Here is a 25425-nt window from a genome sequence, read left to right on the forward strand (position 1 = left end):
AAGTGGGGGTGATCGACCTGAAGAAAAAGTCGATCACCATGGGTAAAGGATGTTAAAAAGTGTTCACCATGTCCCCGAACACCTGTCTACCATGTCCCCGGACTGTACATCCCAAAGGGGCGAGGGAATCAACGGAAAACAAAAAAGGTGCTCATTGAGCACCTTTTTGCATTTCTGACGACCTGATTACTTGGTCAGGGCAGGCTTGTTGTCGATGTTGGTTAAGACACCGGCGCTGCTGAAGGTCAACGTCAAGGTCTGCTGGGTCACGTCTTCGTGGCCTGGCTGCTGACGGAATACATAGAACCATGTATTTGTACCGAATGGATCGGACATCATCGGGGTTCCCAGTGCATAAGCGACCTGCTGTTGTGTCATCCCCACACGGATTTTGGACACATCGTTAGGGGTAAGGTAGTTCCCCTGGTTGATGTCAGGACGGTAAACCACTTTCTCCAGAGTGGAACAGCCTGCGGTCAACATCAGAAGAACCGCTGCGGCAGCGGTCAGCATTTTACAACGCATAGTGATTTGATTCCTTTTCGGGCCCGAGCAGAACGCGGCTCATATGTAATATGCCGATGATAATAGACCTTGCCCCACTTTGAAACCGGTCTGGCGGCGTTTTTGTTGTTCTCTATGACTCTGAGATCCCGAAAAAGTTTATGCCGCCAGCAGTTCTTTCGCATTCGCGAGCGTATTGCGGGTGACTTCGCTACCACCGAGCAGGCGTGCCAGCTCCTGCAGACGCGCACGTTTATCCAGCGGTTTCATGTGCGTTTCGGTCATTTCACCATCCGTCTCTTTGCTGACGATAAAGTGATGATGACCACAGCCAGCCACCTGTGGAAGATGGGTGACACACATCACCTGAGTCGATTCGCCCAACTGGCGCAACAGTTTGCCTACAACGGCCGCTGTCGGACCACTGATCCCTACATCCACTTCATCGAAAATCAGCGCCGGGGTTTCCATTTTACGCGCGGTAATCACCTGAATCGCCAGTGCAATACGCGACAGTTCGCCGCCGGAGGCGACCTTAGAGATGGCCTGCAAAGGCTGACCTGGGTTCGTGGTGACGCGGAATTCTATGCGATCCGCGCCTTCCGCAGTCAGGTGGCTCTCTTCGAAGCGAACATCAATACTGAACACGCCGTGCGGCATCGCCAGGGTGTGCATGCTGTCGGTGATGTGCTGGCTTAACTCCTGCGCATAGTGCTGACGGATATCGTGCAGCTGTTTCGCCGTTGCCAGCGCCTGCTGATGGTGCAGGTTTACCGCCAGAGACAGCGTTTCCAGTGAATCAGCCTGATCGTCGAGCTGGTGTTGTTCATCAAGGAGAGACTGATAAAAGGCTGGCAACTCCTCCGGCGTGACGTGGTGCTTACGCGCCAGTGAGATCTGACGGGATATACGCTGCTCAAGCTCAAACAAACGGTTCGGGTCGAGATCCAGACGTTCACAGTAGTGGCGCAGTTCGTCACCCGCTTCGGAGATCTGAATAGCCGCTTCTTCCAGCATATCCAGGACGCCAGAGAGTTTACTGTCCATCCCGACCAGTTCGGTAACCAGTTGACGGACGTTATACAACTGGCTCTGTAGATTTACGTCTTCGCCATCTGCCAGCATGTTGAGCGCATTTTGGCTGGTTGAAAGTAAATGACCGCTGTTAGCCAGACGTTTGTACTCTTCGTCGATTTGCTCAAACTCTCCCGCCTGCGGGTTGAATTCGTTCAGTTCTTTAAGCTGATACGCCAGCAGTTCCGCACGGGCTGCTCGCTCCTGACTTTGCTGCTGGTGTTGAGCGAGTTCACGGCAGCTCTGATGCCATTGGCGATAGTGTTCCGCCATAAGCTGAGTAAGCGCGTACTCACCTGCGTAGCCATCAAGAAGGGCCTTCTGCTGCTCGGGTTTAATCAACTGTTGATGCGCGTGCTGACCGTGGATCTGGATAAGCAACTGGCCAAGCTCGCGAAGCTGGGAAAGGGGGACCGCTGTACCGTTGATAAAACCGCGGGAACGACCGTCGCTGCTGATGACGCGGCGGAGTAAACACTCACGTCCTTCTTCGAGCTGGTTCGCTTCCAGCCAGCGCAGGGCTGCAGGGGTGTCTTTCAGGGAAAAGCGGGCGCACAGGTCGGCACGGGTTGCGCCCCGGCGCACCATATCGCCCTCTGCGCGGCCGCCAAGGCACAAGCCGAGGGCATCAATGGCAATAGATTTACCCGCACCGGTTTCACCGGTGATTGCCGTCATGCCGCTGTGGAAGTCGATCTCAAGCTCACGAACAATGGCAAAGTTGCTGATGGTCAGTTGTGCCAGCATAATTGTTTTCCTGTATGAAAAACCATAACTGTGTTTTCATACAGTATAAACTGGTTTTTTATACAGTAAAGTGCTGGATGCAAAATCAGAACAATTTTTTTGACCAGCCGAGTTTTGAACTCAATGTATTGAAATAGCTGTAATCTTTCGGATGAATCAGATTCAGATGGTAATCACATCGACGAATAAGGACATCTTCACCTTCCTGGATCGGCAGCGCTATCTGGCTGTCGCAGCTGATCTCCAGGTCATTACGGCGGTGTGAGAAGCGCAGACGAATCGTGCTGTCGCCGTTGATAACCAGCGGGCGGGCGGAGAGCGTGTGCGGGAACATCGGTACCAGGGTAATGGCATCCAGTGATGGTGTCAGGATTGGGCCACCAGCGGAAAGCGAGTAGGCGGTAGAGCCTGTAGGCGTTGAGATAATCAGCCCGTCAGAGCGCTGCGAAAAGGCAAAGATTTCGTCGATATACACTTCGAACTCAATCATGTGCGCCACTTTACCGGGATGGAGAACCACCTCGTTGATCGCGGTGCTGATGCGCTTCTGGCAGTCCTGCTGACACACCTGCGCTTCCAGTAAAAAACGTTTTTCGCTGATGTAGTGCCCTTCCAGCACGTCAGCCAGCTGTTGCTGGGCGTTATCCGGGTCGAGATCGGTTAAAAAACCGAGATTGCCACGGTTGATGCCGATGACCTTAATATCATAACGCGCCAGCGTGCGGGCTGCGCCAAGCATGTTGCCGTCGCCGCCCACCACCACGGCGAGATCCGCCTGCTGACCAATTTCTGCCAGCGTGCCGGTTTTAACGCCCTTCAGCTGCAGCTCCTGAGCAATCTGCTGCTCGACCATCACTTCATAGCCTTTGCCACACAGCCAGCGATACAACATTTCATGTGTCGTCAATGCGGTAGGGTGACGCGGATGCCCGACGATCCCAATACACCTGAAATGATTATTCATTTTCTGGAGGTCCTTGTGCCTGATGAATGATGACAATCTGTCTTGTTCCCTTGAATCCCGGAAACTGATCCCCATAATAAGCGAAGTTAGCGAGATGAATGCAGAAAAACGCGGAGAAATTCATGAGTAGTAAAGAACAGAAAACGCCTGAGGGGCAAGCCCCTGAAGAAATTATCACGGAACAGCACGATGAAGTTGAGGCTGTAGAGCCAGAAGCGTCTGCTGAGCAGGTGGACCCGCGCGATGAAAAAATTGCCAACCTGGAAGCCCAGCTGGTAGAAGCGCAAAATCGCGAACGCGATGGCGTGCTGCGTATCAAAGCGGAAATGGAAAACCTGCGTCGTCGTACCGAGCTGGACGTTGAGAAAGCGCACAAATTTGCGCTGGAAAAATTCGTCAATGAACTGCTGCCGGTCATCGATAGCCTGGATCGTGCGCTGGAAGTGGCAGACAAAGCGAATCCGGATAACGCGGCAATGATCGAAGGTATCGAACTGACGTTGAAGTCGATGCTGGACGTGGTGCGTAAGTTTGGCGTGGAAGTGATTGCCGATACCAATGTACCGCTGGATCCGAACGTACACCAGGCGATCGCCATGGTGGAATCTGAAGAGATTGAAGCCGGTAAGGTGTTGGGTGTGATGCAGAAAGGTTATACCCTGAACGGCCGTACCATTCGCGCGGCAATGGTGACCGTGGCGAAAGCGAAAGCGTAATGTGCTGCCTGTAGTGCCGGGTGGCGGCGTTCGCCTTACCCGGCCTACATTTTATTCGGCAATACTTTCGCGTAGAGGCTTAACGGGCAGGACTTTCACCTGCTTAATCATATTGTCCTGCACGTCCAGGATATCAATATCATACTGTTCAATACGCACACGCGTTCCTGCTGCCGGGATCTCTTCCAGCGCTTCCAGAATCATTCCATTTACGGTGCGCGCTTCATCTTCCGGTAAATGCCAGTTGAAAGCTTTATTGAGTTCACGGATGTTCGCACTGCCGTCGATCAGCACCGAGCCGTCATTTTGCGGGGTGACTTCTTCGGCAAGGGAAGGCGACATGGATGTGGTAAAGTCACCGACAATCTCTTCCAGAATATCTTCGACCGTCACTAATCCCTGAATATCGCCGTACTCATCAACCACCAGACCGACTTTCTTCTTGTTACGCTGGAACTTCACCAGCTGTATGCTGAGCGGTGTCCCTTCTGGTACGTAGTAAATTTCATCTGCGGCGCGCAGCATCACCTCTTTAGTGAACTCTTTTTTCTCTGTCATCAGACGATACGCCTCACGCACGCGCAGCATGCTGATGGCGTCATCCAGAGAATCGCGATACAGCACGATGCGCCCGTGTGGGGAGTGCGTCAGCTGTCGGACGATGGCTTTCCAGTCGTCGTTGATATCAATCCCAACGATCTCGTTACGCGGCACCATGATGTCGTCCACGCTGACTTTTTCCAGATCCAGTACCGACAACAGCATGTCCTGATTGCGCCGGGAGATCTGCGAGCGGGATTCATTCACGATGGTGCGCAACTCGTCTTTGCTGAGCGCGCTGCTGATGGTGACGTCTGCTTTGATGCCAACCATGCGCATCAGCAGGCGAGTCACCATATTCAGCAGCCAGACCAGCGGCATCATCAGGATCAACAGCGGTGCCAGCAGGAAGCTGCTCGGGTAGGCGACCTTCTCCGGGTAAAGCGCGGCGATGGTTTTGGGCAGTACTTCAGCAAACACCAGCACGACAAACGTCAGTACCCCGGTGGCAATCGCGACGCCAGCGTTGCCATAGAGGCGCATCCCGACGATGGTGCCCAGTGCCGAGGCGAGAATGTTGACGAGGTTATTACCGATAAGCACAAGGCTGATCAGGCGATCCGGTTTACGCAGCAGCTTTTCGACACGGCGGGCGGCACGGTTACCCTGTTTGGCGCGGTGACGTAACCGGTAGCGGTTGAGCGTCATCATGCCGGTTTCCGAGCCTGAGAAATAGGCGGAGATGACCACCATGATGATCAGGGTGACGATCAGCGTGGTGGTGGAGATGTGTTCCAGGGGGAACTCCTTTGTTACTTAGCCAGCAAATTGCTGTATGAAGCGACTTCCAAAATAGGCAAGGGTAAGAATGCCCGCGCCCGCGACGTTGAACCAGACTACGCGACGACCGCGCCAGCCTTCATGATAATGGCCCCATAACAGGACAATATAGACAAACCACGCGATGATGGAGAGTACCGCTTTATCGATATTCTCCACGCTGAACAGGTTCTTCATATAAAACAGACCGGTGCAGAGCGTGAGCGTCAGCAGCACCACGCCGACCTGGGTGATGTGGAACATCTTACGCTCAATGACCATCAGCGGCGGCATTTCGTGATTGAAGGCCAGCTTTTTGTTCTTCAACTGGTAATCAATCCAGGCGAGCTGCATGGCGTAAAGCGCCGCAATAATCAGCGTCGCGTAGGCAAACAGCGACAGGCCGATATGCACCAGCATCCCCGGCGTCGCTTCCAGATGGGTAATGAACTCATTGGGCATAAACGTGGCTAACGCCAGATTGATCAGCGCGAAGGCATAAACAATCGGCAGCAGAAGCCAGCCGCGGTTTTTGGACGCAACAATGGTCATCACCGTACAAATCATCAGGCTGACCAGTGAGCCGACATTCAATACGCTCAGGTTTTGCACGCTGCCGTCGCCAGGAATAATGCGAGATTCCAGCGCAAAAGCATGGCTTATCAATGCTATCACCGCCGAAAGAACAGCCATGCGCCGCCAGCCGCTGTTTTTTTGCAGCAGGCCAGGAATGATCAGCGCGAGGCTGATAGAGTAGGCAACAAGGGCGATCAGTGCGAAAACAGGCATATAGGCGTCGACAGTTGTCTTAATAAGAAAGATAAGCAGTATAACGTTACGTGACGCGTGCTCCAACCGTTGCATAACAACAAAGCTGCCTTCATGTTATACTCCGGCAAAATTCTGTGTATGTGTCGCTTACGCGACCCAACGTTTCTACCCCAGGCGAAAGACAATGTTTGATAATTTAACCGATCGTTTGTCGCGCACGCTGCGCAACATCAGCGGCCGCGGACGCCTCACCGAAGAGAATATCAAGGAAACGCTGCGCGAAGTGCGCATGGCGCTGCTCGAAGCAGACGTTGCGTTACCGGTCGTGCGTGATTTTATCAACCGCGTAAAAGAAAAAGCGGTTGGACATGAAGTTAACAAGAGCCTGACTCCGGGTCAGGAGTTCGTCAAAATCGTACGTAACGAGCTGGTTTCGGCGATGGGCGAAGAGAACCAGGTGCTTAACCTGGCCGCTCAGCCTCCGGCCGTGGTGCTGATGGCGGGCCTGCAGGGTGCGGGTAAAACGACCAGCGTTGGTAAGCTGGGTAAATTCCTGCGCGAAAAGCATAAGAAAAAAGTGCTGGTAGTGTCTGCAGACGTCTATCGCCCGGCGGCGATCAAACAGCTGGAAACGCTGGCAGAGCAGGTTGGCGTGGATTTCTTCCCGTCAGACGTGGCGCAGAAGCCTGTCGACATCGTTAACGCGGCGCTGAAAGAAGCGAAGCTGAAATTCTACGACGTGCTGCTGGTGGATACCGCCGGTCGTCTGCACGTCGACGAAGCGATGATGGACGAGATCAAGCAGGTGCATGCCTCTATCAACCCGGTAGAGACCCTGTTTGTTGTTGACGCCATGACAGGTCAGGATGCGGCGAATACCGCGAAAGCGTTTAACGAAGCGCTGCCGTTAACCGGCGTGGTGCTGACCAAAGTGGACGGCGACGCCCGCGGCGGTGCGGCGCTCTCCATTCGTCATATCACCGGTAAGCCAATCAAGTTCCTCGGCGTCGGTGAGAAAACCGAAGCGCTGGAGCCGTTCCATCCGGACCGCATTGCTTCCCGAATTCTCGGCATGGGCGACGTGCTGTCGCTGATCGAAGATATCGAGAGCAAGGTTGACCGCGCGCAGGCCGAGAAGCTGGCCAGCAAGCTGAAAAAAGGTGACGGTTTCGATCTTACCGACTTCCTTGAGCAGCTGCGTCAGATGAAAAACATGGGCGGCATGGCCAGCCTGATGGGCAAACTGCCGGGCATGGGCCAGATCCCTGACAACGTAAAATCCCAGATGGATGACAAAGTGCTGGTGCGTATGGAGGCGATCATCAACTCGATGACGCTGAAAGAGCGTGCGAAGCCAGAAATCATCAAAGGTTCCCGTAAACGCCGTATCGCGGCCGGTTGCGGCATGCAGGTGCAGGACGTAAACCGCCTTCTGAAACAGTTCGACGACATGCAGCGCATGATGAAGAAAATGAAGAAAGGCGGCATGGCGAAGATGATGCGCGGCATGAAAGGCATGATGCCACCCGGTTTTCCAGGGCGTTAATCGCTTTTGAGATTGCTTTTTGCCCGAAAATGAGTAAAATTTTCGGGCTTTTAATATGACACCCGGGCTCCGTTCCTCGATGGGGCCCGGTTGTTTTATTCACACAAGAGGATGTTATGGTTACTATTCGTTTAGCTCGTCACGGCGCTAAAAAGCGTCCGTTCTACCAGGTTGTTGTGACTGACAGCCGTAATGCACGCAACGGTCGCTTCATCGAGCGCGTTGGTTTCTTCAACCCACTGGCCGCTGGCGCAGAAGAAGAAACTCGTCTGGATCTGGATCGTATCGCTCACTGGGTTGGCCAGGGCGCTACTGTTTCCGATCGCGTTGCTACGCTGATCAAAGCAGCAAACAAAGCAGCTTAATCTGTCACGGTGGTCATGATGAGCAATAAAGCACCTGTTGAACCGATCGTATTGGGAAAAATGGGTTCTTGCTACGGTATCCGTGGTTGGCTCAGAGTGTTTTCCTCCACTGAAGACGCTGATAGCATTTTTAATTACCAGCCCTGGTTTATCCAGAAAGGCGGTAAGTGGGAAGAGGTCGAGCTGGAAAGCTGGCGTCACCACAATCAGGACATCATCATCAAGCTGAAAGGCGTTGACGATCGTGATGCCGCGAATGCCCTGACTAATTGTGAAATTGTCGTGGATTCGTCGCAGTTGCCACAGCTGGAAGAGGGCGACTACTACTGGAAAGACCTTATGGGTTGCCAGGTAGTCACTACCGAAGGCTACAGCCTGGGGAAAGTCATCGATATGATGGAAACCGGGTCAAATGACGTTCTCGTCATTAAGGCAAACCTGAAAGATGCATTTGGCATCAAGGAGCGGTTGGTTCCGTTCCTCGATGGACAGGTTATCAAGAAAGTCGATCTCACTACTCAAACCATTGAAGTAGATTGGGATCCTGGTTTTTAAATTCTCCGGATAAACGGTAAAAGACGGCGCTATGTGGATTGGCATAATTAGCCTGTTTCCTGAAATGTTCCGCGCGATTACCGATTACGGGGTAACTGGCCGGGCAGTAAAGAATGGCCTGCTGAGCATCCAGAGCTGGAGTCCTCGTGACTTCACTCATGACCGGCACCGTACCGTGGACGATCGTCCTTACGGCGGCGGACCGGGGATGTTAATGATGGTGCAACCCTTACGGGACGCCATTCACACAGCAAAAGCCGCGGCAGGTGAAGGCGCAAAGGTGATTTATCTGTCACCTCAGGGACGCAAGCTTGATCAAGCGGGCGTGAGCGAACTGGCGACGAATCAAAAGCTGATTCTGGTCTGTGGTCGCTACGAAGGGATAGATGAGCGCGTAATTCAAACCGAGATTGACGAAGAATGGTCTATCGGCGATTACGTTCTCAGCGGTGGTGAGTTACCCGCAATGACGCTGATTGATTCCGTCGCCCGGTTTATTCCGGGGGTACTGGGCCATGAAGCTTCGGCAACGGAAGATTCTTTTGCCGATGGATTGCTGGACTGTCCACACTATACTCGTCCTGAAGTGTTAGAAGGGATGGACGTCCCGGCAGTGTTACTGTCAGGAAACCATGCCGAGATACGTCGCTGGCGTTTGAAGCAGTCGCTGGGCCGAACCTGGCTTAGAAGACCTGAACTTCTGGAAAACCTGGCTCTGACTGAAGAGCAAGCAAAGCTGCTGGCCGAGTTCAAAACTGAACACGCGCACCAGCAGCATGAACATGATGGGAATGCGTAATACGCTCCCGAATATCAGTTTACCCAGGATAAGAGATTAAATTATGAGCAACATTATTAAGCAACTTGAACAAGAGCAGATGAAGCAGGACGTACCTTCCTTCCGTCCAGGTGACACCGTGGAAGTGAAAGTATGGGTTGTTGAAGGTTCCAAAAAACGTCTGCAGGCATTCGAGGGCGTGGTTATCGCTATTCGTAACCGCGGTCTGCACTCTGCATTCACTGTTCGTAAAATTTCCAACGGCGAAGGCGTTGAGCGTGTCTTCCAGACTCACTCTCCGGTAGTTGACAGCATTGCTGTTAAACGTCGTGGTGCTGTACGTAAAGCTAAACTGTACTACCTGCGTGAGCGTACTGGTAAGTCTGCTCGTATTAAAGAGCGTCTGAACTAAGATTCGCTTAAGCGACATCCTGTTAGAAAGGGCTGGCCGAAAGGCTGGCCCTTTTTTTTGTAATCGCATCTCACGCATTAACTCTTTCGACATAAATCATTTACAATGCTTGCCTCTTCACCGGAGGGTAAGTGGATAACGTACTGCATCAGCATAATGGGAAACGCGCAGCGGCATTGACCGCGCTGTTTGCGATCCTGCTGATCGTGGTCGCGCCGCTTATCTCCGTCTCGCTGCAAAAAGATCCCATGAGCGCCATGCCGGGCATGCATCATGATATGAGCATGATGTCGGTGGATGACCATCACGGCGATATGCAGCATTCCATGCCTGTTGACCATGCGGAGGCCTGCGGCTACTGCGTGCTGTTAGCGCATGTTCCTGGCGTGATGCTGGCGCTGATCGTCCTGCTAAGCGCGGTGCTGCAAAGGCTGCGCGTTAAGCCTCCGCGCCAGGCGGTCAGCCACTGGCATTTTTTCCCCTGGCTTTACCCTGATACCCGCGCGCCGCCGCGGCAGTCTGCTTTTTCCCTTTAAAAATAAATCGATAACTTACTGCCTTAAAAAGGAAAAGTATGACTACCTGCACTCCGCGCGCGGCATGGGGAAACCTGCTGCGTCGCCTTCATTTCTACGTCGGGCTGTTTGTCGGCCCGTTTATCTTCTTCGCCGCGCTGACCGGTACGCTGTATGTGGCAACCCCGCAGCTGGAGAATGCGCTCTACCGGCACGCGCTCCACACGAATTCCGTGGGCGAGTTGCAGCCGCTGGCGAAACAAATTGCCGTGGCGGAAAAAACCGTTGGATCAGATCTGCGTTTGCACGCCGTTCGTCCGGGGCTGGCTGAAGGTGAAGCCACCCGCGTGATGTTTGCTGACCCGTCGCTTGGTCCATCGGAACATCGGGCTATCTTTGTCGATCCGATAAGCCTGGCGGTGCTGGGGGATATGACGGTATACGGCACCAGCGGGATTTTACCGCTGCGTCAGACCATTGATTACCTGCATACGTCGCTGATGCTGGGCGATGTTGGGAGGCTCTACAGCGAGCTGGCGGCCTCGTGGATGTGGGTCGCTGCGCTCGGCGGCATTGCGCTGTGGTTTTATACCCGACCCAAACGGCGCATTAATAACCCCTTTCAGAACCGACGTCGAGTGCATGTGGCGTTAGGCTGGGCGCTGCTGGGCGGAATGTTGTTATTCTCAGCAACCGGCCTGACCTGGTCCCAGTGGGCGGGGGGGAACGTTGATAAGCTGCGTGCTGAGATGAACTGGCTGACGCCGCAGGTCAATACAATGCTCTCCGGTACGCCCATGGTCATGGACGAACACGCCGAACATCGCGGCCATCATGGGGGAACGATCGTGCCGGAGATGGCGATGGATCTGACGCAGTTTGATGGCGTGCTGAGTGCTGCGCGAAAGGCAGGAATTGATGCTAACAAGCTTGAGATCCGCCCCGCCAGTACGTCCGATCGAGCCTGGACGGTAACGGAAATCGATCGCAGCTGGCCAACGCAGGTTGATGCCGTTGCGGTTGATCCCAATACGATGCAGGTCATCGACAGAACCCGCTTTGAGGATTTCCCGTTAATGGCAAAACTGACCCGCTGGGGCGTGGATTTCCATATGGGGATCTTATTCGGGCTGGTGAATCAGCTGCTGCTCGTTGCATTCGGACTTGCCCTTTGCGTGCTCATTATCTGGGGATACCGAATGTGGTGGATGCGTCGTCCGCCGAGGTCAGCTGCGAACCCGGTGCAGACGCTTTGTCAGAGCTGGCTGGCGCTGTCATTCCGGGGGAGGGGGGTCACGATAGTGGTTAGTGCTCTGCTGGGACTGGCGTTGCCGGTGATGGGCGTTAGTCTGGCCTTGTTTATCTTTGTCGACTGGCTACGCTGGCGAGCGGCGTCAGGCGTGTCGCTCGCCGAATCCTCCGTTAAATAACCTTATGGCGTGCTGATGACTACCGCGACCCGGCGGTTTTCAGCGCGCCCTTGCGAGGTGCTGTTGCTGGCAACGGGATATTTTTTGCCTAATCCCCGCGTGGTGAGGTTACTGCGTGGGATATTCGCACCCTTTGCCCAGGTATCTGCAACGGCATTGGCGCGTTTTAACGAGAGCGCTTCGTTATAGCTATCCTCACCATAATTATCCGTGTGGCCGTCCATCCGGGCGTGGTTCAGACCGGTTGCCGCCAGACGTGAGGCCATGGTCTGGATCTGTGTTTCGCTCTCCGGGCGCAGTCTTGCATCATTTTTATCAAATAAGATTTTATCCGACAGCCCCAGGGACCAGTCGCCATTCAGTTCGTTAAAGCCGTAAGATTTCATCGCCGCAACTTGTTCTGGTGTAAATTTACCTGGCGGTGTCTGGCAGCCAGCCAGGGCCAGCGATCCGAGTAACAAGGGTGCGATATATCGCTTTAACATAGTACATTCCTTTCTAAGTTATTGTTTTTGTACGCTGATTCTTGACCAGGTACATATTGCGGTCGGCTTGCTCCAGTAATGCTTCCACGGAGGCATTTTCCCACGCCAGAGCGAAGCCAATGCTGAGTGACAATGATGCAGTTTGCCCGTTATGCAGATCAAACGGACGGATAAACTGCTGCGAAAGCGCAGCACAAATATGTTGAACTTCACGCTCAGAATGGACGCCGTACAGCACCATGGCGAACTCGTCCCCGCCGAGGCGGTATGACTGATGACGTTTATCACCAAACTCAACCATCCTGCTGGCGACTTCAATCAGCACGCCGTCACCTGCCGCATGTCCCCAGGTATCGTTGATAAACTTGAAGTTATCCCCATCGAGGAAAAGCAGAGCCGAGTTTGCCTTTGCCGATGAATCGTTCATGAGTGCCGCAATGCTATTACGAAACGCAGCGCGGTTAGCCAGCCCGGTTAAGGGGTCGTGCATGGCAGTACGTAGCAACTGGGCATTCTTGGCCTGGAGCTTAAGCTGCCACTCTTCCATCTCATCCAGCAGGCTGTTGAAGTCTTCGCCAAACTGGTGGAATTCTTCAATACGGCCTTCCGTCACCCGACGGGAGAAATTACGGTTGGCGCGCACGTCATGGACGACGTCGGTAATATTCTGCATCTCCGTAACCATGCCGTGATGCAGGGAACGTGTAATGGTGAGCGCAACGGCAGAAGCAAACAGAATGCAGCCGGTCAGGACAGCAAACGACAGCCAGATAAAGTGGCTGATAAGGCTGTCTCGTGCGGTAAGGCGAATTTCGCCAATCACCGTGCCGTTGTGCACGATCGGTTGTGCAACAGGGACAGGAAACAGCCAGCGGCTGACCAGCGCACCCAGGGTGTCGGTGTTATCTTCCGGATCCCATGACCAGTAAGCGAAACGTTTTTGGTGGGCATTGAGAACTTCCGCCACGGCAAATTGCCCCTGTTTCCCAAGGGCAGCAAGTGTTTCATTGGCCGCGAGTGAATCATTGAAAACCAATGAGGCTTCAAGGCTGTGACTCATGGTTGAGCCGGTGAGTTCGAGATTCTTTTGCGCGTATTGCTTTAATGTCACCACGGAAGCGAAACACAGCAACAACCATATAAATGTCATTGTAATGATGACGCTTATCATGCTGATCCGGCGCAACGTTCTTTTAAACGTCGGACGCGGTGTAGAGGCGAAATCCTTATTCATGCTTTTTATTCCGTGCAAGCATTAATACATCTGGATTGACGCGCACGCCACTGCGCGTCAATGCATCCAGATTGACGGAAAATCTGACCTGGTTCTGTTCTGTTATCAGGCAAAATGCACTGCCAATAACACATTCAGGATTTTGCTCTGAGATTAATAGCAACGCTCGGCCCTGATATTGACTAATTAATTCAAGTTGTTTTGCAGGCGATTCAGCCCCGAAATAAATAGCATCGCACGTCGCGGAGAGTGCTTCCTGATCGTTACGTACAATGACAGGAGTATAAGGTAACTGGCTTTGCGCATCTTCACTGCTGAGTACTTGCGTATAGTGAGATGAAGCATAAATACAGAGCTTAGGCTGCCCTGAGAGTGAAGGCCATCGGGTATAGCTCACAATACCGGAAACAATCGAACGTACCGATTTATCGGTATCTGTGAACGGAGCTGCCGTCGCTGAACCTGCCGTAAAGAACAGCATTATCACCAGAGTGAATCGGAACAAAGAGATCAAGAATAAATTTCTCACCAGATTCCGCCACACTGCTCTGGAAATAGTTGTCTTCAAGAGTTGTTGGCAGAATACCATTGTTTATCAACGCCGTCATTATGTCAGAAAAATCGCAGGCCAGACTTAAGCTAAATCCTACAATTGCTTATATTTGGACATTAAAAGCCAGACTCAATTAAGTCTGCTGGTACTCATACTTTCATCCATCCCTTTTTGCCATGACTCATGCAGCTTTGCTGCATTTTCGGCAGTATCACAACTGGCAGGAAAAGATTTACCTGCTAGTCCCCATGCGTGAATAAAACCCTCTTCACACACTTTCTTCTGACCGTCAGTATAACCCCGAAGATATTCACTCCGATCGACATGGGGGTCGTTAAAACTATCGGCCAGGGTTTGATTATCTTTAACCGGCAGGCCATTCATGGCGTCTTCTTTACCTGCATCAAACCAACTCGGGCTGGTCCAGTCAGGCTGGAAGGTGTAAGGATTGATCTGGCAACCCGATAAAAACAGCGACAACAGCACAAGAGCAATTGAACGCATAGCCATTCTCCTTTTTTCTTCAGCATAGCCTGGCTAAAGAAAATCTGTGTGTAATTTAAAGTTTACGTTTTTATCGGCTGATTTTTGCTATAAATTGGCTTCTGTAAACTAATGTGTACGTATTTTGGATTGAAATGTTTACTTTTTATGGTATGGTGGTTTCACCTCTTCGAGGAAAACCAACTATCGCAAACGAGCTTGACAGGATCGCCATCATGCAAAAAGACGCGCTGAATAACGTACATATCACTGACGAACAGGTTTTAATCACTCCGGATCAGCTTAAAGCGGAATTTCCGCTGAGCATTGCGCAGGAAGCTCAAATCGAGCACTCGCGCCAGACCATTTCTGACATCATCGCTGGCCGCGACCCGCGCCTGCTGGTGGTTTGCGGTCCTTGCTCCATTCACGATCCTGAAACCGCCATTGAGTACGCTCGTCGATTTAAAGCATTAGCGGAGGAGGTCAGCGATAGCCTCTATCTGGTGATGCGCGTCTATTTTGAGAAGCCACGTACTACCGTGGGCTGGAAAGGGTTGATTAACGATCCGCACATGGATGGCTCGTTTGATGTGGAAGCAGGACTGAAAATTGCGCGTCGCCTGCTGGTGGAACTGGTAAGCATGGGGCTGCCGCTGGCAACCGAAGCGCTGGATCCGAACAGCCCGCAGTACCTGGGCGATCTGTTCAGCTGGTCCGCGATTGGCGCGCGTACTACGGAATCGCAAACTCACCGCGAGATGGCGTCTGGCCTGTCGATGCCGGTCGGTTTTAAAAACGGTACCGATGGCAGTCTGGCGACGGCGATTAACGCGATGCGCGCTGCCTCAATGCCGCACCGTTTTGTCGGTATCAACCAGGCGGGCCAGGTGTGCCTGCTGCAAACGCAGGGCAACCCCGATGGCCATGTGATCCTGCGCGGCGGTAAAGCGCCAAACTACAGCCCGGCTGATGTCGCGCAGTGTGAAAAAGAGATGGAACAGGCAGGACTGCGTCCGGCGCTGATGGTAGATTGCAGTCATGGTAATTCGAATAAAGATTACCGTCGCCAGCCTGCGGTTGCGGAATCGGTGATCGCACAGATTAAAGATGGCAACCGTTCCATTATCGGTCTGATGATTGAGAGCAACATTCATGAAGGCAATCAGTCATCTGAACAACCGCGCAGTGCGATGAAGCATGGCGTCTCCGTGACGGATGCCTGCATCAGCTGGGAAACCACCGATGCACTGCTGCGTGAGATCCACAAAGATTTGAACGGCCAGCTGGCGACGCGTCTGGCTTAAGAGGGTAGTTATGGTTGCTGAATTGACCGCATTACGCGATCAAATTGATGAAGTGGATAAGGCGCTGCTGGACCTGCTGGCGCGCCGCATGGCGCTGGTGGCTGAAGTGGGTGAGGTCAAAAGCAAATACGGCCTGCCGATTTACGTCCCGGAACGCGAAGCCTCTATGCTCGCCTCCCGCCGTAAAGAGGCTCAGGCGCTGGGCGTTTCTCCGGATTTAATTGAAGATGTCCTGCGCCGCGTGATGCGCGAATCTTACTCCAGTGAAAATGACAAAGGCTTCAAAACCCTTTGTCCTTCGCTGCGCCCGGTTGTGATTGTCGGCGGCGGCGGTCAGATGGGCCGTCTGTTTGAAAAAATGCTGACGCTTTCTGGCTACCAGGTACGCATTCTGGAAAAAGAGGACTGGGAGCATGCCCCGGAACTCATGAAAGATGCCGGAATGGTTATTGTCAGCGTCCCGATCCACGTGACGGAGCAGATCATCGGGAAGCTTCCTCCTTTACCGGATGATTGCATTCTGGTGGATCTGGCTTCCGTCAAAAATGGTCCGCTGCAGGCAATGCTGGCTGCGCATACAGGCCCGGTACTGGGTCTGCACCCGATGTTTGGCCCGGACAGTGGCAGCCTGGCGAAGCAGGTAGTCGTCTACTGTGATGGGCGTCAGCCGGAAGCATACCAGTGGTTCCTGGAACAAATTCAGGTGTGGGGGGCGCGACTGCACCGCATTAGCGCGGTTGAGCACGACCAGAACATGGCCTTCATTCAGGCGCTGCGCCACTTTGCAACCTTTGCCTATGGTTTGCATCTGGCGGAAGAGAACGTGCAGCTTGAACAACTGCTGGCGCTCTCTTCACCTATCTATCGTCTGGAACTGGCGATGGTCGGGCGCCTGTTTGCTCAGGATCCACAGCTTTACGCGGACATTATTATGTCCTCCGAAAACAACCTGGCGCTGATCAAGCGCTACTATCAGCGCTTTGGCGAAGCTATTACCCTGCTGGAGCATGGAGACAAGCAGGCGTTTATCGACAGCTTCCGTAAGGTAGAGCACTGGTTCGGCGATTACGCCACGCGTTTCCAGAGTGAAAGCCGCACGCTGTTGCGTCAGGCAAATGACAGTCGCCAGTAATGCGAGGATGTATATACTGAAAGCCAGCAATGCTGGCTTTTTTCATTTTGGGGACTTGTCATGGCTGAACCGCAGCTGCTGTTGAATTACACCGGACATTTGCCAGAGTGCCCGACGTGGAGTGCGGAAGAGAATGCGCTCTACTGGGCGGATATTCTGGAAGGGGAGATCCATCGTTATCATCTGCCCAGGGCAGAACACTCCGTGCTCTCTTTTCACGAAGAGGTGGGCTGTTTCGCGCTGCGTGAGCGCGGCGGGTTTATTGTGGCGATGCGTACGGGGATCTGGCTGACCGATAAACACGGTCTGCTCCGGCGCAAGGTGTGCGATAACCCGTCCAACCCGCAGCTTGCTCGTTTTAACGACGGGGGTACCGACCATCTGGGACGGTTCTATGCAGGCACCTTCTGGGGTCCGGGAGATTATAACGGTGCCATGCTGATGCGTATCGATAACGACCTGACGCCGAAAGTGATCCAGTGTGATATTCACGGGCATAACGGCTTAGCGTTTAGTCCGGACAAGCAGTGGATGTTTACCTCAGACACGCCAAACGGCGTGATCTACCGTACGCCGCTTGATGAGCAGGGCGAACCCGGCAAGCGCGAGGCGTTTCACCGGTTTAACGAGGGGGAAGGCATACCCGACGGTGCGGCTATGGATGAAGAAGGCTGCTACTGGAGCGCGCTGTTTGACGGCTGGCGTATTGCCCGTTTTTCACCGCAAGGGGAGCAACTTGAAGAATACCGCATGCCGGTACGTTGCCCGACGATGGTCTGTTTTGGCGGTGATGACATGAAAACGCTGTTTATTACCACCACGCGGGAAAATATGGATGCGGAAGAGGTGGCGAAGTACCCCCTCTCCGGTGCCATCTTCACCCTGCCCCTCAGCGTGGCAGGGATGAAGAAAAGTCGATTTATTGAACATTAAGCCGGGTCAACCGGGACCACGTTCTCGCTCGGATAGCAGCCCAGCACTTTCATGGAGCGCGTGATCTCGCCGAGTTCGCGCAGGGCTTTCTGCATGGATGCAGATTCCAGGTTGGCCTGGATATCGAGGTAAAACATCTCTTCCCACGGATTACCGTGGATCGGACGTGATTCCAGCTTTGTCATGATCAGATTGTGATTACGCAGTACCAACAGCGCTTCAACCAGTGCGCCTGCCTGCTGGCCGGTGGCCATGAGCAGGGTCGTTTTTGCCGGAACCTGATCCGAGACATCAATAGCTTTACGCGCCAGCACCACGAAACGGGTGATGTTTTGCGTCTGGTTTGCCAGATTGCGTTCAAGCACCTGCAGGCCATACAGCGCGCCACCCGCTTCGCTGCCGAGCGCGGCGACGGTTGGAGAGTTAGCCTGCGCCACTTTTTCCATCGCCGCCGAGGTGCTTTCGGTGTACTCAATTTTCCAGTTCGGATAGCGGTTCAGGAACTGGCTGCACTGTTGGAACGGTTGAGGATGGCTGTAAACCGTTTCGATCTTGCTCAGATCGGTTGAGCCGGAGACCAGCACGCAGTGGTCGATTGGGATTGTCAGCTCGCCAACCAGCGACAGGCTGGTGTGCTGGAGCAGATCGTAGACATCATTAATGGCGCCGGAACTGGTGTTCTCAATAGGCACCACGGCGTAATCCGCCTGGCCGGTTTCTACCTGATTGAAAATATCAGCAAACTTTGCACAGCCGCTCTCAATGAACTCTTCGAAATGGCGGGCTGCGTACTGGCGCGCAGCCAGGTGGGAGTAGGAGCCTTTTGGACCGAGGAACGCGACGCGTGCAGAGTGCGGGTTGGTTTTGTTCAGATGCTGCTGGAGCAACGCTTGCTGGGTCAGAACGGAATCTTCGATGATGAGCTGGAACAGACGGGTGATGTAGTGGGCATCAAGATGATGCGCTTTGCCGAGCTGAATCAACCGTTCCAGTAAATCGCGCTCGCGGTCGATATCGCGCACGGGGCGGTGAGAGTCCAGCTTGGCTTTACCCACCTCGACGGCGAGGGCGCGGCGTTCGGCCAACAGCGCCAGTAATTTCTCGTCCAGCGCGCTGATTTTTACGCGCAGATCCAGTAACGGGTTTTCCGGTGTCATAGTGTTGCCTGTCTCGTTTTATCGTTATCAATAAAAAAGGCCTCCCGCTGTGGGAGGCCTTGTTGTTCGTCTTCGCATTCTTTATCACACGACGAAACGCCTCCCAGTCAGGGGAAGGTAAAAAAGAATGCGAAGAAGAACGGCGTAAGTTTCATAAAGTCATCCTGAAATTGATACCGTTAAAGTACCCGTACTGTTTTCACCCTGTCAATAAAAAACGCGCCCGAAGGCGCGTTGGCGGTACACTCAATTTAAAGGATTACTCTTCTTCAACTTCTTCCGCGAAGCTGGCGTCTTTCACCGATGTTGTGGCGCGACGGGCTTCACCTTTGTGTTGCACTTTATTGAGCTGCCGTTCCAGCTTGTTGATCAAATCGTTAATAGCGGTATACATATCTTCATGTTTTGCGCTGGCGACCAGATGGCCGTTTGGAGTATTGATAGTTGCGTCAGCGATGAAACCCTGCGGTTCCTTGGACAGAATGATATGTGGGTTAATCAAATGTGTTTGCCATTTATCCAGTTTGGCGAGACGGTCTGCGACGTGCTGGCGAATTGCCGGAGTAATTTCCATTTGTTTACTGGTAATGTTCATTGTCATAAATTTTACCTCTTGTCTTTCCGTCTTGGTGATTCCAGCATACCCGACCTAATGTCAAAATGTGTGATTTAGATCACGTTATTTTGTCACTTTTTGTCAGGGAATCTTTTTTGTGAGGCAGGGCAGGAAGAGGTGAGATTTACCTTGTCGAAGATAAAAATTGGGGCCATAGTTGACTGGATGTGTTGAGGCTAAAGCGCTTCAGCGGGTGACAGAAATGAATAAAAAATCGGCAGCCCTGAGGCTGCCGATTTGCATTGACGCTTCTGTCAGGTGTTGCTGCTGTTCGCGGCGATGATTTTCGCGACCTTTTCAGCCTGCGAAGTCATCTGCATCTGACGATAGGCATTTTCCATCAGCTTCAGGCCATCGCGCGTTGCCTGAGTGTCCGGGTAGTCACGCAGCATACCTTCAACACGGTTAACCACAGCAACCCAAGCGCCACGGCGGGTGTAGTACTCAGCCACGGAGTATTCATATTTCGCCAGACGATCTTTCAGGAACACCAGACGCTTGGTGGCATCGGTAATGTACTGACTGTTCGGGTAGCCGCGCACCAGCTTGGAGAAGTCATTGAAGGCATCACGTGCGTGCTGCGGGTCACGGTCAGAACGATCCACGCCGAAGAAGCCCTGCAGCGCACTGTCATCCAACGCCATGTTGGTCAGTCCGCGCATATACATGACATAATCGATGTTAGGATGAGTTGGGTTCAGACGCATGAAGCGATCGATGGTGGCCTGAGCCAGCGGAAGATCGGCATTTTTATAGTACGCGTAGATAAGATCTAACTGTACCTGTTGTGAATAGGGACCAAATGGATAGCGATTATCCAACGCTTCCAGTTGCGTTATCGCCTGTTTCCAGTTACCGTCCTGCAACTTTTGTTGTGCAGTCGCATAGATTTCATTCGGCGGATTGTCAGGGACCTGTTCATTTGAACCGGAGCAGCCCACCAAAGCCAGGCTCAACGTGGCCGCTGCCACCAGATATTTCATGCGCGTCATGACGTTTTGACTTTCCTCAAATGTTTGTCCGGGAGAAACTCTGTTCCTGCTCCCGATTAAGACCAGCTACAATAGCACACTATATTAAACGGCAAAGCCGTAAAACCCAACGTTAAACGAAGAAGCAGTTTATGGCACAACGAGTAGAACTCACCGCAACAGTCTCCGAAAATCAGCTCGGTCAACGCTTAGATCAGGCTTTGGCCGAATTGTTCCCTGATTATTCGCGTTCACGCATAAAAGAATGGATCCTTGACCAGCGCGTGATGGTAAACGGCAAGATCTGGGACAAACCAAAAGAGAAAGTGTTAGGTGGGGAAGCTGTCGCCATCAATGCTGAAATCGAAGAGGAAATCCGCTTCGAGCCGCAGGATATCCCACTGGACATCGTCTATGAAGATGATGACATTTTGGTGATCAACAAGCCGCGCGACCTGGTTGTTCATCCGGGCGCGGGGAATCCTGACGGTACGGTACTTAACGCACTTCTCCATTATTATCCGCCAATCGTTGATGTACCGCGCGCCGGTATTGTGCACCGTCTGGATAAAGACACCACGGGTCTGATGGTAGTGGCAAAGACCGTTCCTGCTCAGACCCGTCTGGTGGAATCCCTGCAGTTGCGCGAAATCACCCGTGAGTATGAAGCGGTAGCCATTGGTCATATGACCTCTGGCGGTACGGTTGAAGAGCCTATCAGTCGCCACCCGACCAAACGTACCCATATGTCGGTGCACCCGATGGGTAAACCGGCGGTGACGCACTACCGCATCATGGAACATTTCCGCATACATACGCGTCTGCGTCTGCGTCTGGAAACCGGCCGTACTCACCAGATCCGCGTGCATATGGCGCACATTACCCATCCGCTGGTGGGCGATCAGGTTTACGGTGGTCGTCCTCGTCCGCCAAAAGGCGCGTCTGATGAGTTCATTTCTGTGCTGCGTAAGTTTGACCGTCAGGCACTGCACGCAACCATGCTGCGTCTTTACCACCCGATTACGGGGATTCAGATGGAATGGCATGCGCCAATCCCGCAGGATATGGTGGAACTTATCGACGCCATGCGCGCTGATTTTGAAGAACATAAGGATCACGTGGACTGGTTATGACCAAACTGATTGTTCCAGAGTGGCCGCTGCCCGAAGGCGTGGCTGCCTGCAGTTCGACCCGAATCGGCGGTGTGAGCCAGGGGGCGTGGGAATCGTTGAACCTCGGCGCGCACTGTGGTGACAACCTGGAACACGTTGAAGAAAACCGTAAACGTCTGTTTGCTGCGGGCAAGTTACCGTCTAAACCGGTCTGGCTTGAGCAGGTTCACGGCAAGGATGTGTTGACGCTGTCGGGGGAACCCTATGCGTCTAAACGTGCCGATGCCTCCTACAGCAACACGCCAGGAACGGTGTGCGCCGTGATGACCGCTGACTGCCTGCCGGTTCTGTTCTGTAACCGTGCGGGCACTGAAGTCGCGGCAGCTCATGCGGGCTGGCGTGGTCTGTGTGAAGGTGTGCTGGAAGAGACTGTCGCCTGCTTTAACGATGAGCCAGACAATATCATCGCCTGGCTCGGCCCGGCCATTGGTCCTCGCGCATTTGAAGTGGGCCCAGAGGTCCGCGAAGCCTTTATGGAAAAAGATCCGCAGGCAGCGGATGCTTTCCTCCCGTCCGGGGAAAAATACCACGCCAATATTTACCAGCTTGCGCGCCAGCGCCTGAATAATGTCGGCGTGACGCAGATCTTCGGCGGCGATCGCTGTACCTTCACCGAAAAGGGTGATTTTTTCTCTTATCGCCGCGACAAGACGACGGGTCGTATGGCAAGTTTCATTTGGCTGATATAACCTAAAGAATCAAGACGATCCGGCACGTGCCGTTTTCTTTTCACATAATTCAGGTCATTAACCTTGAATAATTGAGGGATGACCTCATTTAATCTCCAGTAGCAAATTTGACCTGTAATGGGAGGAGTTATGCGTCTGGATCGTCTTACTAATAAATTCCAGCTTGCTCTCGCCGATGCCCAGTCTCTCGCACTGGGGCACGACAACCAATTTATCGAACCTCTTCATTTAATGAGCGCCTTGCTGAATCAGGAAGGGGGATCGGTACGTCCTTTATTAACGTCCGCTGGCATTAATGCTGGCCAGTTACGCACCGCTATCGATCAGGCGCTGAGCCGTTTACCGCAGGTAGAAGGTACCGGTGGTGACGTTCAACCGTCTCAGGATCTGGTGCGCGTGCTGAACCTTTGCGACAAGCTGGCGCAAAAACGTGGTGACAACTTTATATCGTCAGAGCTTTTTGTGCTGGCGGCGCTTGAATCACGCGGTACCTTAACCGACCTGCTGAAATCTGCTGGTGCAACCACCGCCAATGTGACTCAGGCGATTGAGAAAATGCGCGGAGGTGAAAGCGTGAACGATCAGGGAGCCGAAGACCAACGTCAGGCTTTGAAGAAATTTACGGTCGATCTGACCGAGCGTGCTGAACAGGGCAAACTTGACCCGGTGATCGGCCGTGACGAAGAAATTCGCCGTACTATCCAGGTACTGCAACGTCGTACCAAGAACAACCCGGTGCTGATTGGTGAACCTGGTGTTGGTAAAACCGCCATTGTTGAAGGGCTGGCGCAGCGTATTGTCAACGGCGAAGTGCCGGAGGGCCTGAAAGGCCGCCGCGTGCTGGCGCTGGATATGGGCGCGCTGGTGGCCGGTGCGAAATACCGTGGCGAGTTTGAAGAGCGTCTCAAAGGCGTGCTTAACGACCTGGCGAAACAGGAAGGCAACGTCATTCTGTTTATCGACGAGTTGCACACCATGGTCGGTGCAGGTAAAGCAGACGGCGCAATGGATGCCGGGAACATGCTGAAACCTGCGCTGGCGCGTGGTGAACTTCACTGCGTTGGTGCAACTACTCTGGATGAGTACCGTCAGTACATTGAGAAAGATGCTGCTCTTGAACGTCGTTTCCAGAAAGTATTTGTTGCTGAGCCAAGCGTTGAAGATACCATCGCGATCCTGCGTGGCCTGAAAGAGCGCTATGAGCTGCACCACCATGTGCAGATTACGGACCCGGCGATAGTGGCCGCAGCGACGCTTTCGCATCGTTATATTGCTGACCGTCAGTTGCCGGACAAAGCGATTGACCTGATCGACGAAGCGGCATCGAGCATTCGTATGCAGATTGACTCGAAACCGGAAGAGCTGGACCGTCTTGACCGCCGTATTATTCAGCTCAAGCTGGAACAGCAGGCGCTGAAGAAAGAGTCTGATGAAGCCAGTAAGAAACGCCTGGATATGCTGAACGAAGAGCTGGACGATAAAGAACGTCAGTACTCTGAGTTAGAAGAAGAGTGGAAAGCGGAGAAAGCGTCCCTTTCTGGCACCCAGACGATCAAAGCAGAGCTGGAACAGGCAAAAATTGCCATTGAGCAGGCGCGTCGCGTCGGTGACCTGGCGCGTATGTCTGAACTACAGTACGGCAAAATCCCTGAGCTGGAGAAACAGCTTGAGCTTGCGACGCAGTCCGAAGGCAAAACGATGCGCTTGTTACGTAATAAAGTGACGGATGCAGAAATTGCTGAAGTGCTGGCGCGCTGGACCGGTATTCCAGTGGCACGCATGCTGGAAGGCGAGCGTGAAAAACTGCTGCGCATGGAGCAGGATCTCCACAATCGCGTGATTGGACAAAACGAGGCGGTTGAGGCTGTTTCCAACGCTATTCGTCGTAGCCGTGCAGGGCTTTCCGATCCTAATCGTCCAATCGGTTCGTTCCTGTTCCTGGGGCCAACCGGTGTCGGTAAAACCGAGCTGTGTAAAGCGCTGGCTAACTTTATGTTCGACAGCGACGACGCGATGGTGCGTATCGATATGTCCGAGTTTATGGAGAAACACTCCGTCTCGCGTCTGGTTGGTGCGCCTCCGGGATATGTCGGTTATGAAGAAGGGGGCTATCTGACAGAAGCGGTTCGCCGCCGTCCTTACTCCGTCATCCTGCTGGATGAAGTGGAAAAAGCACACCCGGATGTGTTCAACATCCTGTTGCAGGTGCTGGATGATGGTCGTCTGACCGACGGGCAGGGGAGAACGGTCGATTTCCGTAATACAGTCGTGATTATGACGTCGAACCTGGGTTCCGATTTGATTCAGGAACGCTTCGGTGAACTGGATTACGGTCATATGAAGGATCTGGTGCTTGGTGTGGTCAGCCAAAACTTCCGTCCGGAGTTTATCAACCGTATTGACGAAGTGGTGGTCTTCCATCCTCTGGGTGAGAAACACATTGCGTCGATTGCGCAGATCCAGCTGCAGCGTCTGTATAAACGTCTGGAGGAGCGTGGATATGAAATTCACATCTCCGACGATGCGCTGAAACTGCTGAGCGAGAATGGTTACGATCCGGTGTACGGTGCGCGTCCATTGAAACGAGCTATCCAGCAGCAGATCGAAAACCCGCTGGCGCAGCAGATCCTTTCCGGGGAGCTGATTCCTGGCAAAGTTATCCGTCTCGAAGCCAACGACGATCGCATTGTTGCAGTGCAGTAAATCACAAAACGCAAAAACGAGCCGCTTGCGGCTCGTTTTTGTTTAAAAACCAGGCAAAAATTGAGGTCTGGGATGTGCTTTGCCTGGAAAGTGAGCAGTCAGTAAATAATTTTCACTTTATCCTTGCAGCTTCGGAATTACTCTCTATAATGCGCCTCCACTGACACGGAACAACGGCACACACGCCGCCGGGTCAGCAGAGAAAAGCGAAAATAAACGCTTGACTCTGAAGCGGGAAAGCGTAATATGCACAC

Annotated in this window: 27 protein-coding genes and 1 other annotated feature; of the genes, 14 read left to right on the forward strand and 13 right to left on the reverse strand. The window is 53.1% G+C overall.

From position 1 onward, the window contains the following. Positions 1–186: 186 nt before the first annotated feature. The 3 genes from bamE to nadK all read right to left on the reverse strand — a co-directional run bounded on the left by bamE (position 187) and on the right by nadK (position 3289). Entirely contained in the window at positions 187–525 is a 339-nt protein-coding gene (gene bamE / locus ACTJJA_RS23615) for an outer membrane protein assembly factor BamE (RefSeq protein WP_014884883.1), read from the reverse strand. A gap of 138 nt (positions 526–663) precedes the next feature. Continuing rightward, complete coding sequence (gene recN / locus ACTJJA_RS23620) at positions 664–2325, reverse strand: DNA repair protein RecN (protein ID WP_431138955.1); 1662 nt, start codon at positions 2323–2325, stop codon at positions 664–666. Between the two features lie 85 nt (positions 2326–2410). Beyond that, positions 2411–3289 carry an NAD(+) kinase gene (gene nadK / locus ACTJJA_RS23625; RefSeq protein WP_042717523.1) on the reverse strand — a complete coding sequence of 293 codons (879 nt, stop codon included), beginning with the start codon at positions 3287–3289 and terminating at the stop codon, positions 2411–2413. Between the two features lie 122 nt (positions 3290–3411). Between nadK and grpE the strand changes: the two genes are divergently transcribed. After that, on the forward strand, positions 3412–4005 hold the full coding sequence (gene grpE / locus ACTJJA_RS23630) for a nucleotide exchange factor GrpE (RefSeq protein WP_139157916.1): 594 nt from the start codon (positions 3412–3414) through the stop codon (positions 4003–4005). Positions 4006–4056: 51 nt separating this feature from the next. Here grpE and ACTJJA_RS23635 read toward each other — a convergent pair whose 3' ends face one another. Then, the gene (locus ACTJJA_RS23635; RefSeq protein ID WP_089600713.1) at positions 4057–5343 is read right to left on the reverse strand and encodes an HlyC/CorC family transporter; all 1287 of its coding nucleotides are present in this window, start codon (positions 5341–5343) and stop codon (positions 4057–4059) included. An 18-nt stretch (positions 5344–5361) separates the two neighbouring features. After that, positions 5362–6153 carry a cytochrome C assembly family protein gene (locus ACTJJA_RS23640; RefSeq protein ID WP_126817660.1) on the reverse strand — a complete coding sequence of 264 codons (792 nt, stop codon included), beginning with the start codon at positions 6151–6153 and terminating at the stop codon, positions 5362–5364. 166 nt (positions 6154–6319) lie between these two features. On the opposite strand from ACTJJA_RS23640, the gene ffh reads away from it, so the two are divergent. The 7 genes from ffh (at position 6320) to ACTJJA_RS23675 (ending at position 11736) form a co-directional block, all read left to right on the forward strand. Further along, the gene (ffh, locus tag ACTJJA_RS23645) at positions 6320–7681 is read left to right on the forward strand and encodes a signal recognition particle protein (RefSeq protein ID WP_003863132.1); all 1362 of its coding nucleotides are present in this window, start codon (positions 6320–6322) and stop codon (positions 7679–7681) included. Positions 7682–7797: 116 nt separating this feature from the next. Next, a complete protein-coding gene (gene rpsP / locus ACTJJA_RS23650; protein ID WP_003863133.1) occupies positions 7798–8046 on the forward strand; it encodes a 30S ribosomal protein S16 in 249 nt (82 codons plus the stop codon). Between the two features lie 15 nt (positions 8047–8061). Next, complete coding sequence (gene rimM, locus ACTJJA_RS23655; RefSeq protein ID WP_021241995.1) at positions 8062–8601, forward strand: ribosome maturation factor RimM; 540 nt, start codon at positions 8062–8064, stop codon at positions 8599–8601. Positions 8602–8632: 31 nt separating this feature from the next. Next, positions 8633–9400, forward strand: coding sequence for a tRNA (guanosine(37)-N1)-methyltransferase TrmD (gene trmD, locus ACTJJA_RS23660; RefSeq protein ID WP_010434154.1), 768 nt, complete (start codon positions 8633–8635; stop codon positions 9398–9400). A gap of 43 nt (positions 9401–9443) precedes the next feature. Next, positions 9444–9791: a 50S ribosomal protein L19 gene (gene rplS / locus ACTJJA_RS23665; RefSeq protein ID WP_002914145.1), complete on the forward strand. Its 348-nt coding sequence runs from the start codon at positions 9444–9446 to the stop codon at positions 9789–9791. Positions 9792–9922: 131 nt separating this feature from the next. Beyond that, positions 9923–10327, forward strand: coding sequence for a DUF2946 domain-containing protein (locus ACTJJA_RS23670; RefSeq protein ID WP_420986296.1), 405 nt, complete (start codon positions 9923–9925; stop codon positions 10325–10327). Between the two features lie 38 nt (positions 10328–10365). Next, complete coding sequence (locus tag ACTJJA_RS23675) at positions 10366–11736, forward strand: PepSY-associated TM helix domain-containing protein (protein ID WP_440669322.1); 1371 nt, start codon at positions 10366–10368, stop codon at positions 11734–11736. A gap of 2 nt (positions 11737–11738) precedes the next feature. On the opposite strand, the gene ACTJJA_RS23680 is transcribed toward ACTJJA_RS23675, so the two are convergent. The 4 genes from ACTJJA_RS23680 to ACTJJA_RS23695 form a co-directional block, all read right to left on the reverse strand. Continuing rightward, a complete protein-coding gene (locus ACTJJA_RS23680) occupies positions 11739–12221 on the reverse strand; it encodes an OmpA family protein (protein WP_108416517.1) in 483 nt (160 codons plus the stop codon). A gap of 13 nt (positions 12222–12234) precedes the next feature. Beyond that, entirely contained in the window at positions 12235–13455 is a 1221-nt protein-coding gene (dgcN, locus tag ACTJJA_RS23685; RefSeq protein WP_148400952.1) for a diguanylate cyclase DgcN, read from the reverse strand. Next, positions 13448–13984 (reverse strand): YfiR family protein, encoded by a 537-nt coding sequence (locus tag ACTJJA_RS23690; RefSeq protein ID WP_172411144.1) that lies wholly within the window; start codon positions 13982–13984, stop codon positions 13448–13450. Before ACTJJA_RS23690 ends, dgcN begins: the two co-directional genes overlap by 8 nt. A gap of 153 nt (positions 13985–14137) precedes the next feature. Next, positions 14138–14512 carry a DUF2799 domain-containing protein gene (locus ACTJJA_RS23695; RefSeq protein WP_431138944.1) on the reverse strand — a complete coding sequence of 125 codons (375 nt, stop codon included), beginning with the start codon at positions 14510–14512 and terminating at the stop codon, positions 14138–14140. Positions 14513–14727: 215 nt separating this feature from the next. Here ACTJJA_RS23695 and aroF point away from each other — a divergent pair, with 215 nt between their 5' ends. The 3 genes from aroF to ACTJJA_RS23710 are packed head-to-tail and all read left to right on the forward strand — an operon-like array spanning position 14728 to position 17863. Continuing rightward, complete coding sequence (aroF, locus tag ACTJJA_RS23700) at positions 14728–15798, forward strand: 3-deoxy-7-phosphoheptulonate synthase AroF (RefSeq protein WP_440669323.1); 1071 nt, start codon at positions 14728–14730, stop codon at positions 15796–15798. A gap of 10 nt (positions 15799–15808) precedes the next feature. Continuing rightward, complete coding sequence (gene tyrA, locus ACTJJA_RS23705) at positions 15809–16930, forward strand: bifunctional chorismate mutase/prephenate dehydrogenase (protein WP_120159269.1); 1122 nt, start codon at positions 15809–15811, stop codon at positions 16928–16930. Positions 16931–16990: 60 nt separating this feature from the next. Next, positions 16991–17863: an SMP-30/gluconolactonase/LRE family protein gene (locus ACTJJA_RS23710; RefSeq protein ID WP_440669324.1), complete on the forward strand. Its 873-nt coding sequence runs from the start codon at positions 16991–16993 to the stop codon at positions 17861–17863. Here the strand turns inward: ACTJJA_RS23710 and pheA are convergent. The 4 genes from pheA to bamD form a co-directional block, all read right to left on the reverse strand. After that, the gene (gene pheA, locus ACTJJA_RS23715; protein ID WP_010434130.1) at positions 17860–19020 is read right to left on the reverse strand and encodes a bifunctional chorismate mutase/prephenate dehydratase; all 1161 of its coding nucleotides are present in this window, start codon (positions 19018–19020) and stop codon (positions 17860–17862) included. The genes ACTJJA_RS23710 and pheA overlap by 4 nt on opposite strands. 30 nt (positions 19021–19050) lie before the next feature. Further along, positions 19051–19176: a sequence feature (Phe leader region), on the reverse strand. Beyond that, positions 19128–19175 carry a pheA operon leader peptide PheL gene (gene pheL / locus ACTJJA_RS23720; RefSeq protein WP_100249759.1) on the reverse strand — a complete coding sequence of 16 codons (48 nt, stop codon included), beginning with the start codon at positions 19173–19175 and terminating at the stop codon, positions 19128–19130. Its footprint overlaps the feature before it by 48 nt. Positions 19177–19279: 103 nt before the next feature. Next, positions 19280–19621 (reverse strand): ribosome-associated translation inhibitor RaiA, encoded by a 342-nt coding sequence (gene raiA, locus ACTJJA_RS23725; RefSeq protein WP_008502470.1) that lies wholly within the window; start codon positions 19619–19621, stop codon positions 19280–19282. A 269-nt stretch (positions 19622–19890) separates the two neighbouring features. Further along, positions 19891–20628 carry an outer membrane protein assembly factor BamD gene (gene bamD / locus ACTJJA_RS23730; protein ID WP_010434129.1) on the reverse strand — a complete coding sequence of 246 codons (738 nt, stop codon included), beginning with the start codon at positions 20626–20628 and terminating at the stop codon, positions 19891–19893. Between the two features lie 131 nt (positions 20629–20759). On the opposite strand from bamD, the gene rluD reads away from it, so the two are divergent. The 3 genes from rluD to clpB all read left to right on the forward strand — a co-directional run bounded on the left by rluD (position 20760) and on the right by clpB (position 25171). Further along, the gene (rluD, locus tag ACTJJA_RS23735) at positions 20760–21740 is read left to right on the forward strand and encodes a 23S rRNA pseudouridine(1911/1915/1917) synthase RluD (RefSeq protein WP_010434127.1); all 981 of its coding nucleotides are present in this window, start codon (positions 20760–20762) and stop codon (positions 21738–21740) included. Next, the gene (gene yfiH / locus ACTJJA_RS23740; protein ID WP_440669325.1) at positions 21737–22468 is read left to right on the forward strand and encodes a purine nucleoside phosphorylase YfiH; all 732 of its coding nucleotides are present in this window, start codon (positions 21737–21739) and stop codon (positions 22466–22468) included. The genes rluD and yfiH overlap by 4 nt, the downstream gene beginning before the upstream one ends. Before the next feature lie 129 nt (positions 22469–22597). Continuing rightward, complete coding sequence (gene clpB / locus ACTJJA_RS23745) at positions 22598–25171, forward strand: ATP-dependent chaperone ClpB (protein WP_440669326.1); 2574 nt, start codon at positions 22598–22600, stop codon at positions 25169–25171. The last annotated feature ends 254 nt before the right edge of the window (positions 25172–25425 follow it).

This window comes from Enterobacter sp. 22452 (assembly GCF_052045065.1).
Classification (GTDB): domain Bacteria; phylum Pseudomonadota; class Gammaproteobacteria; order Enterobacterales; family Enterobacteriaceae; genus Enterobacter; species Enterobacter mori.

What these genes read in the sequence shown, in the direction of transcription:
- bamE (WP_014884883.1), bottom strand. Translation starts at nt 525, where the DNA reads ATGCGTTGTAAAATGCTGACCGCTGCCGCAGCGGTTCTTCTGATGTTG.
- recN (WP_431138955.1), bottom strand. Translation starts at nt 2,325, where the DNA reads ATGCTGGCACAACTGACCATCAGCAACTTTGCCATTGTTCGTGAGCTT.
- nadK (WP_042717523.1), bottom strand. Translation starts at nt 3,289, where the DNA reads ATGAATAATCATTTCAGGTGTATTGGGATCGTCGGGCATCCGCGTCAC.
- grpE (WP_139157916.1), top strand. Translation starts at nt 3,412, where the DNA reads ATGAGTAGTAAAGAACAGAAAACGCCTGAGGGGCAAGCCCCTGAAGAA.
- ACTJJA_RS23640 (WP_126817660.1), bottom strand. Translation starts at nt 6,153, where the DNA reads ATGCCTGTTTTCGCACTGATCGCCCTTGTTGCCTACTCTATCAGCCTC.
- ffh (WP_003863132.1), top strand. Translation starts at nt 6,320, where the DNA reads ATGTTTGATAATTTAACCGATCGTTTGTCGCGCACGCTGCGCAACATC.
- rpsP (WP_003863133.1), top strand. Translation starts at nt 7,798, where the DNA reads ATGGTTACTATTCGTTTAGCTCGTCACGGCGCTAAAAAGCGTCCGTTC.
- rimM (WP_021241995.1), top strand. Translation starts at nt 8,062, where the DNA reads ATGATGAGCAATAAAGCACCTGTTGAACCGATCGTATTGGGAAAAATG.
- trmD (WP_010434154.1), top strand. Translation starts at nt 8,633, where the DNA reads ATGTGGATTGGCATAATTAGCCTGTTTCCTGAAATGTTCCGCGCGATT.
- rplS (WP_002914145.1), top strand. Translation starts at nt 9,444, where the DNA reads ATGAGCAACATTATTAAGCAACTTGAACAAGAGCAGATGAAGCAGGAC.
- ACTJJA_RS23675 (WP_440669322.1), top strand. Translation starts at nt 10,366, where the DNA reads ATGACTACCTGCACTCCGCGCGCGGCATGGGGAAACCTGCTGCGTCGC.
- ACTJJA_RS23680 (WP_108416517.1), bottom strand. Translation starts at nt 12,221, where the DNA reads ATGTTAAAGCGATATATCGCACCCTTGTTACTCGGATCGCTGGCCCTG.
- dgcN (WP_148400952.1), bottom strand. Translation starts at nt 13,455, where the DNA reads ATGAATAAGGATTTCGCCTCTACACCGCGTCCGACGTTTAAAAGAACG.
- ACTJJA_RS23695 (WP_431138944.1), bottom strand. Translation starts at nt 14,512, where the DNA reads ATGCGTTCAATTGCTCTTGTGCTGTTGTCGCTGTTTTTATCGGGTTGC.
- aroF (WP_440669323.1), top strand. Translation starts at nt 14,728, where the DNA reads ATGCAAAAAGACGCGCTGAATAACGTACATATCACTGACGAACAGGTT.
- tyrA (WP_120159269.1), top strand. Translation starts at nt 15,809, where the DNA reads ATGGTTGCTGAATTGACCGCATTACGCGATCAAATTGATGAAGTGGAT.
- ACTJJA_RS23710 (WP_440669324.1), top strand. Translation starts at nt 16,991, where the DNA reads ATGGCTGAACCGCAGCTGCTGTTGAATTACACCGGACATTTGCCAGAG.
- pheA (WP_010434130.1), bottom strand. Translation starts at nt 19,020, where the DNA reads ATGACACCGGAAAACCCGTTACTGGATCTGCGCGTAAAAATCAGCGCG.
- raiA (WP_008502470.1), bottom strand. Translation starts at nt 19,621, where the DNA reads ATGACAATGAACATTACCAGTAAACAAATGGAAATTACTCCGGCAATT.
- bamD (WP_010434129.1), bottom strand. Translation starts at nt 20,628, where the DNA reads ATGACGCGCATGAAATATCTGGTGGCAGCGGCCACGTTGAGCCTGGCT.
- rluD (WP_010434127.1), top strand. Translation starts at nt 20,760, where the DNA reads ATGGCACAACGAGTAGAACTCACCGCAACAGTCTCCGAAAATCAGCTC.
- yfiH (WP_440669325.1), top strand. Translation starts at nt 21,737, where the DNA reads ATGACCAAACTGATTGTTCCAGAGTGGCCGCTGCCCGAAGGCGTGGCT.
- clpB (WP_440669326.1), top strand. Translation starts at nt 22,598, where the DNA reads ATGCGTCTGGATCGTCTTACTAATAAATTCCAGCTTGCTCTCGCCGAT.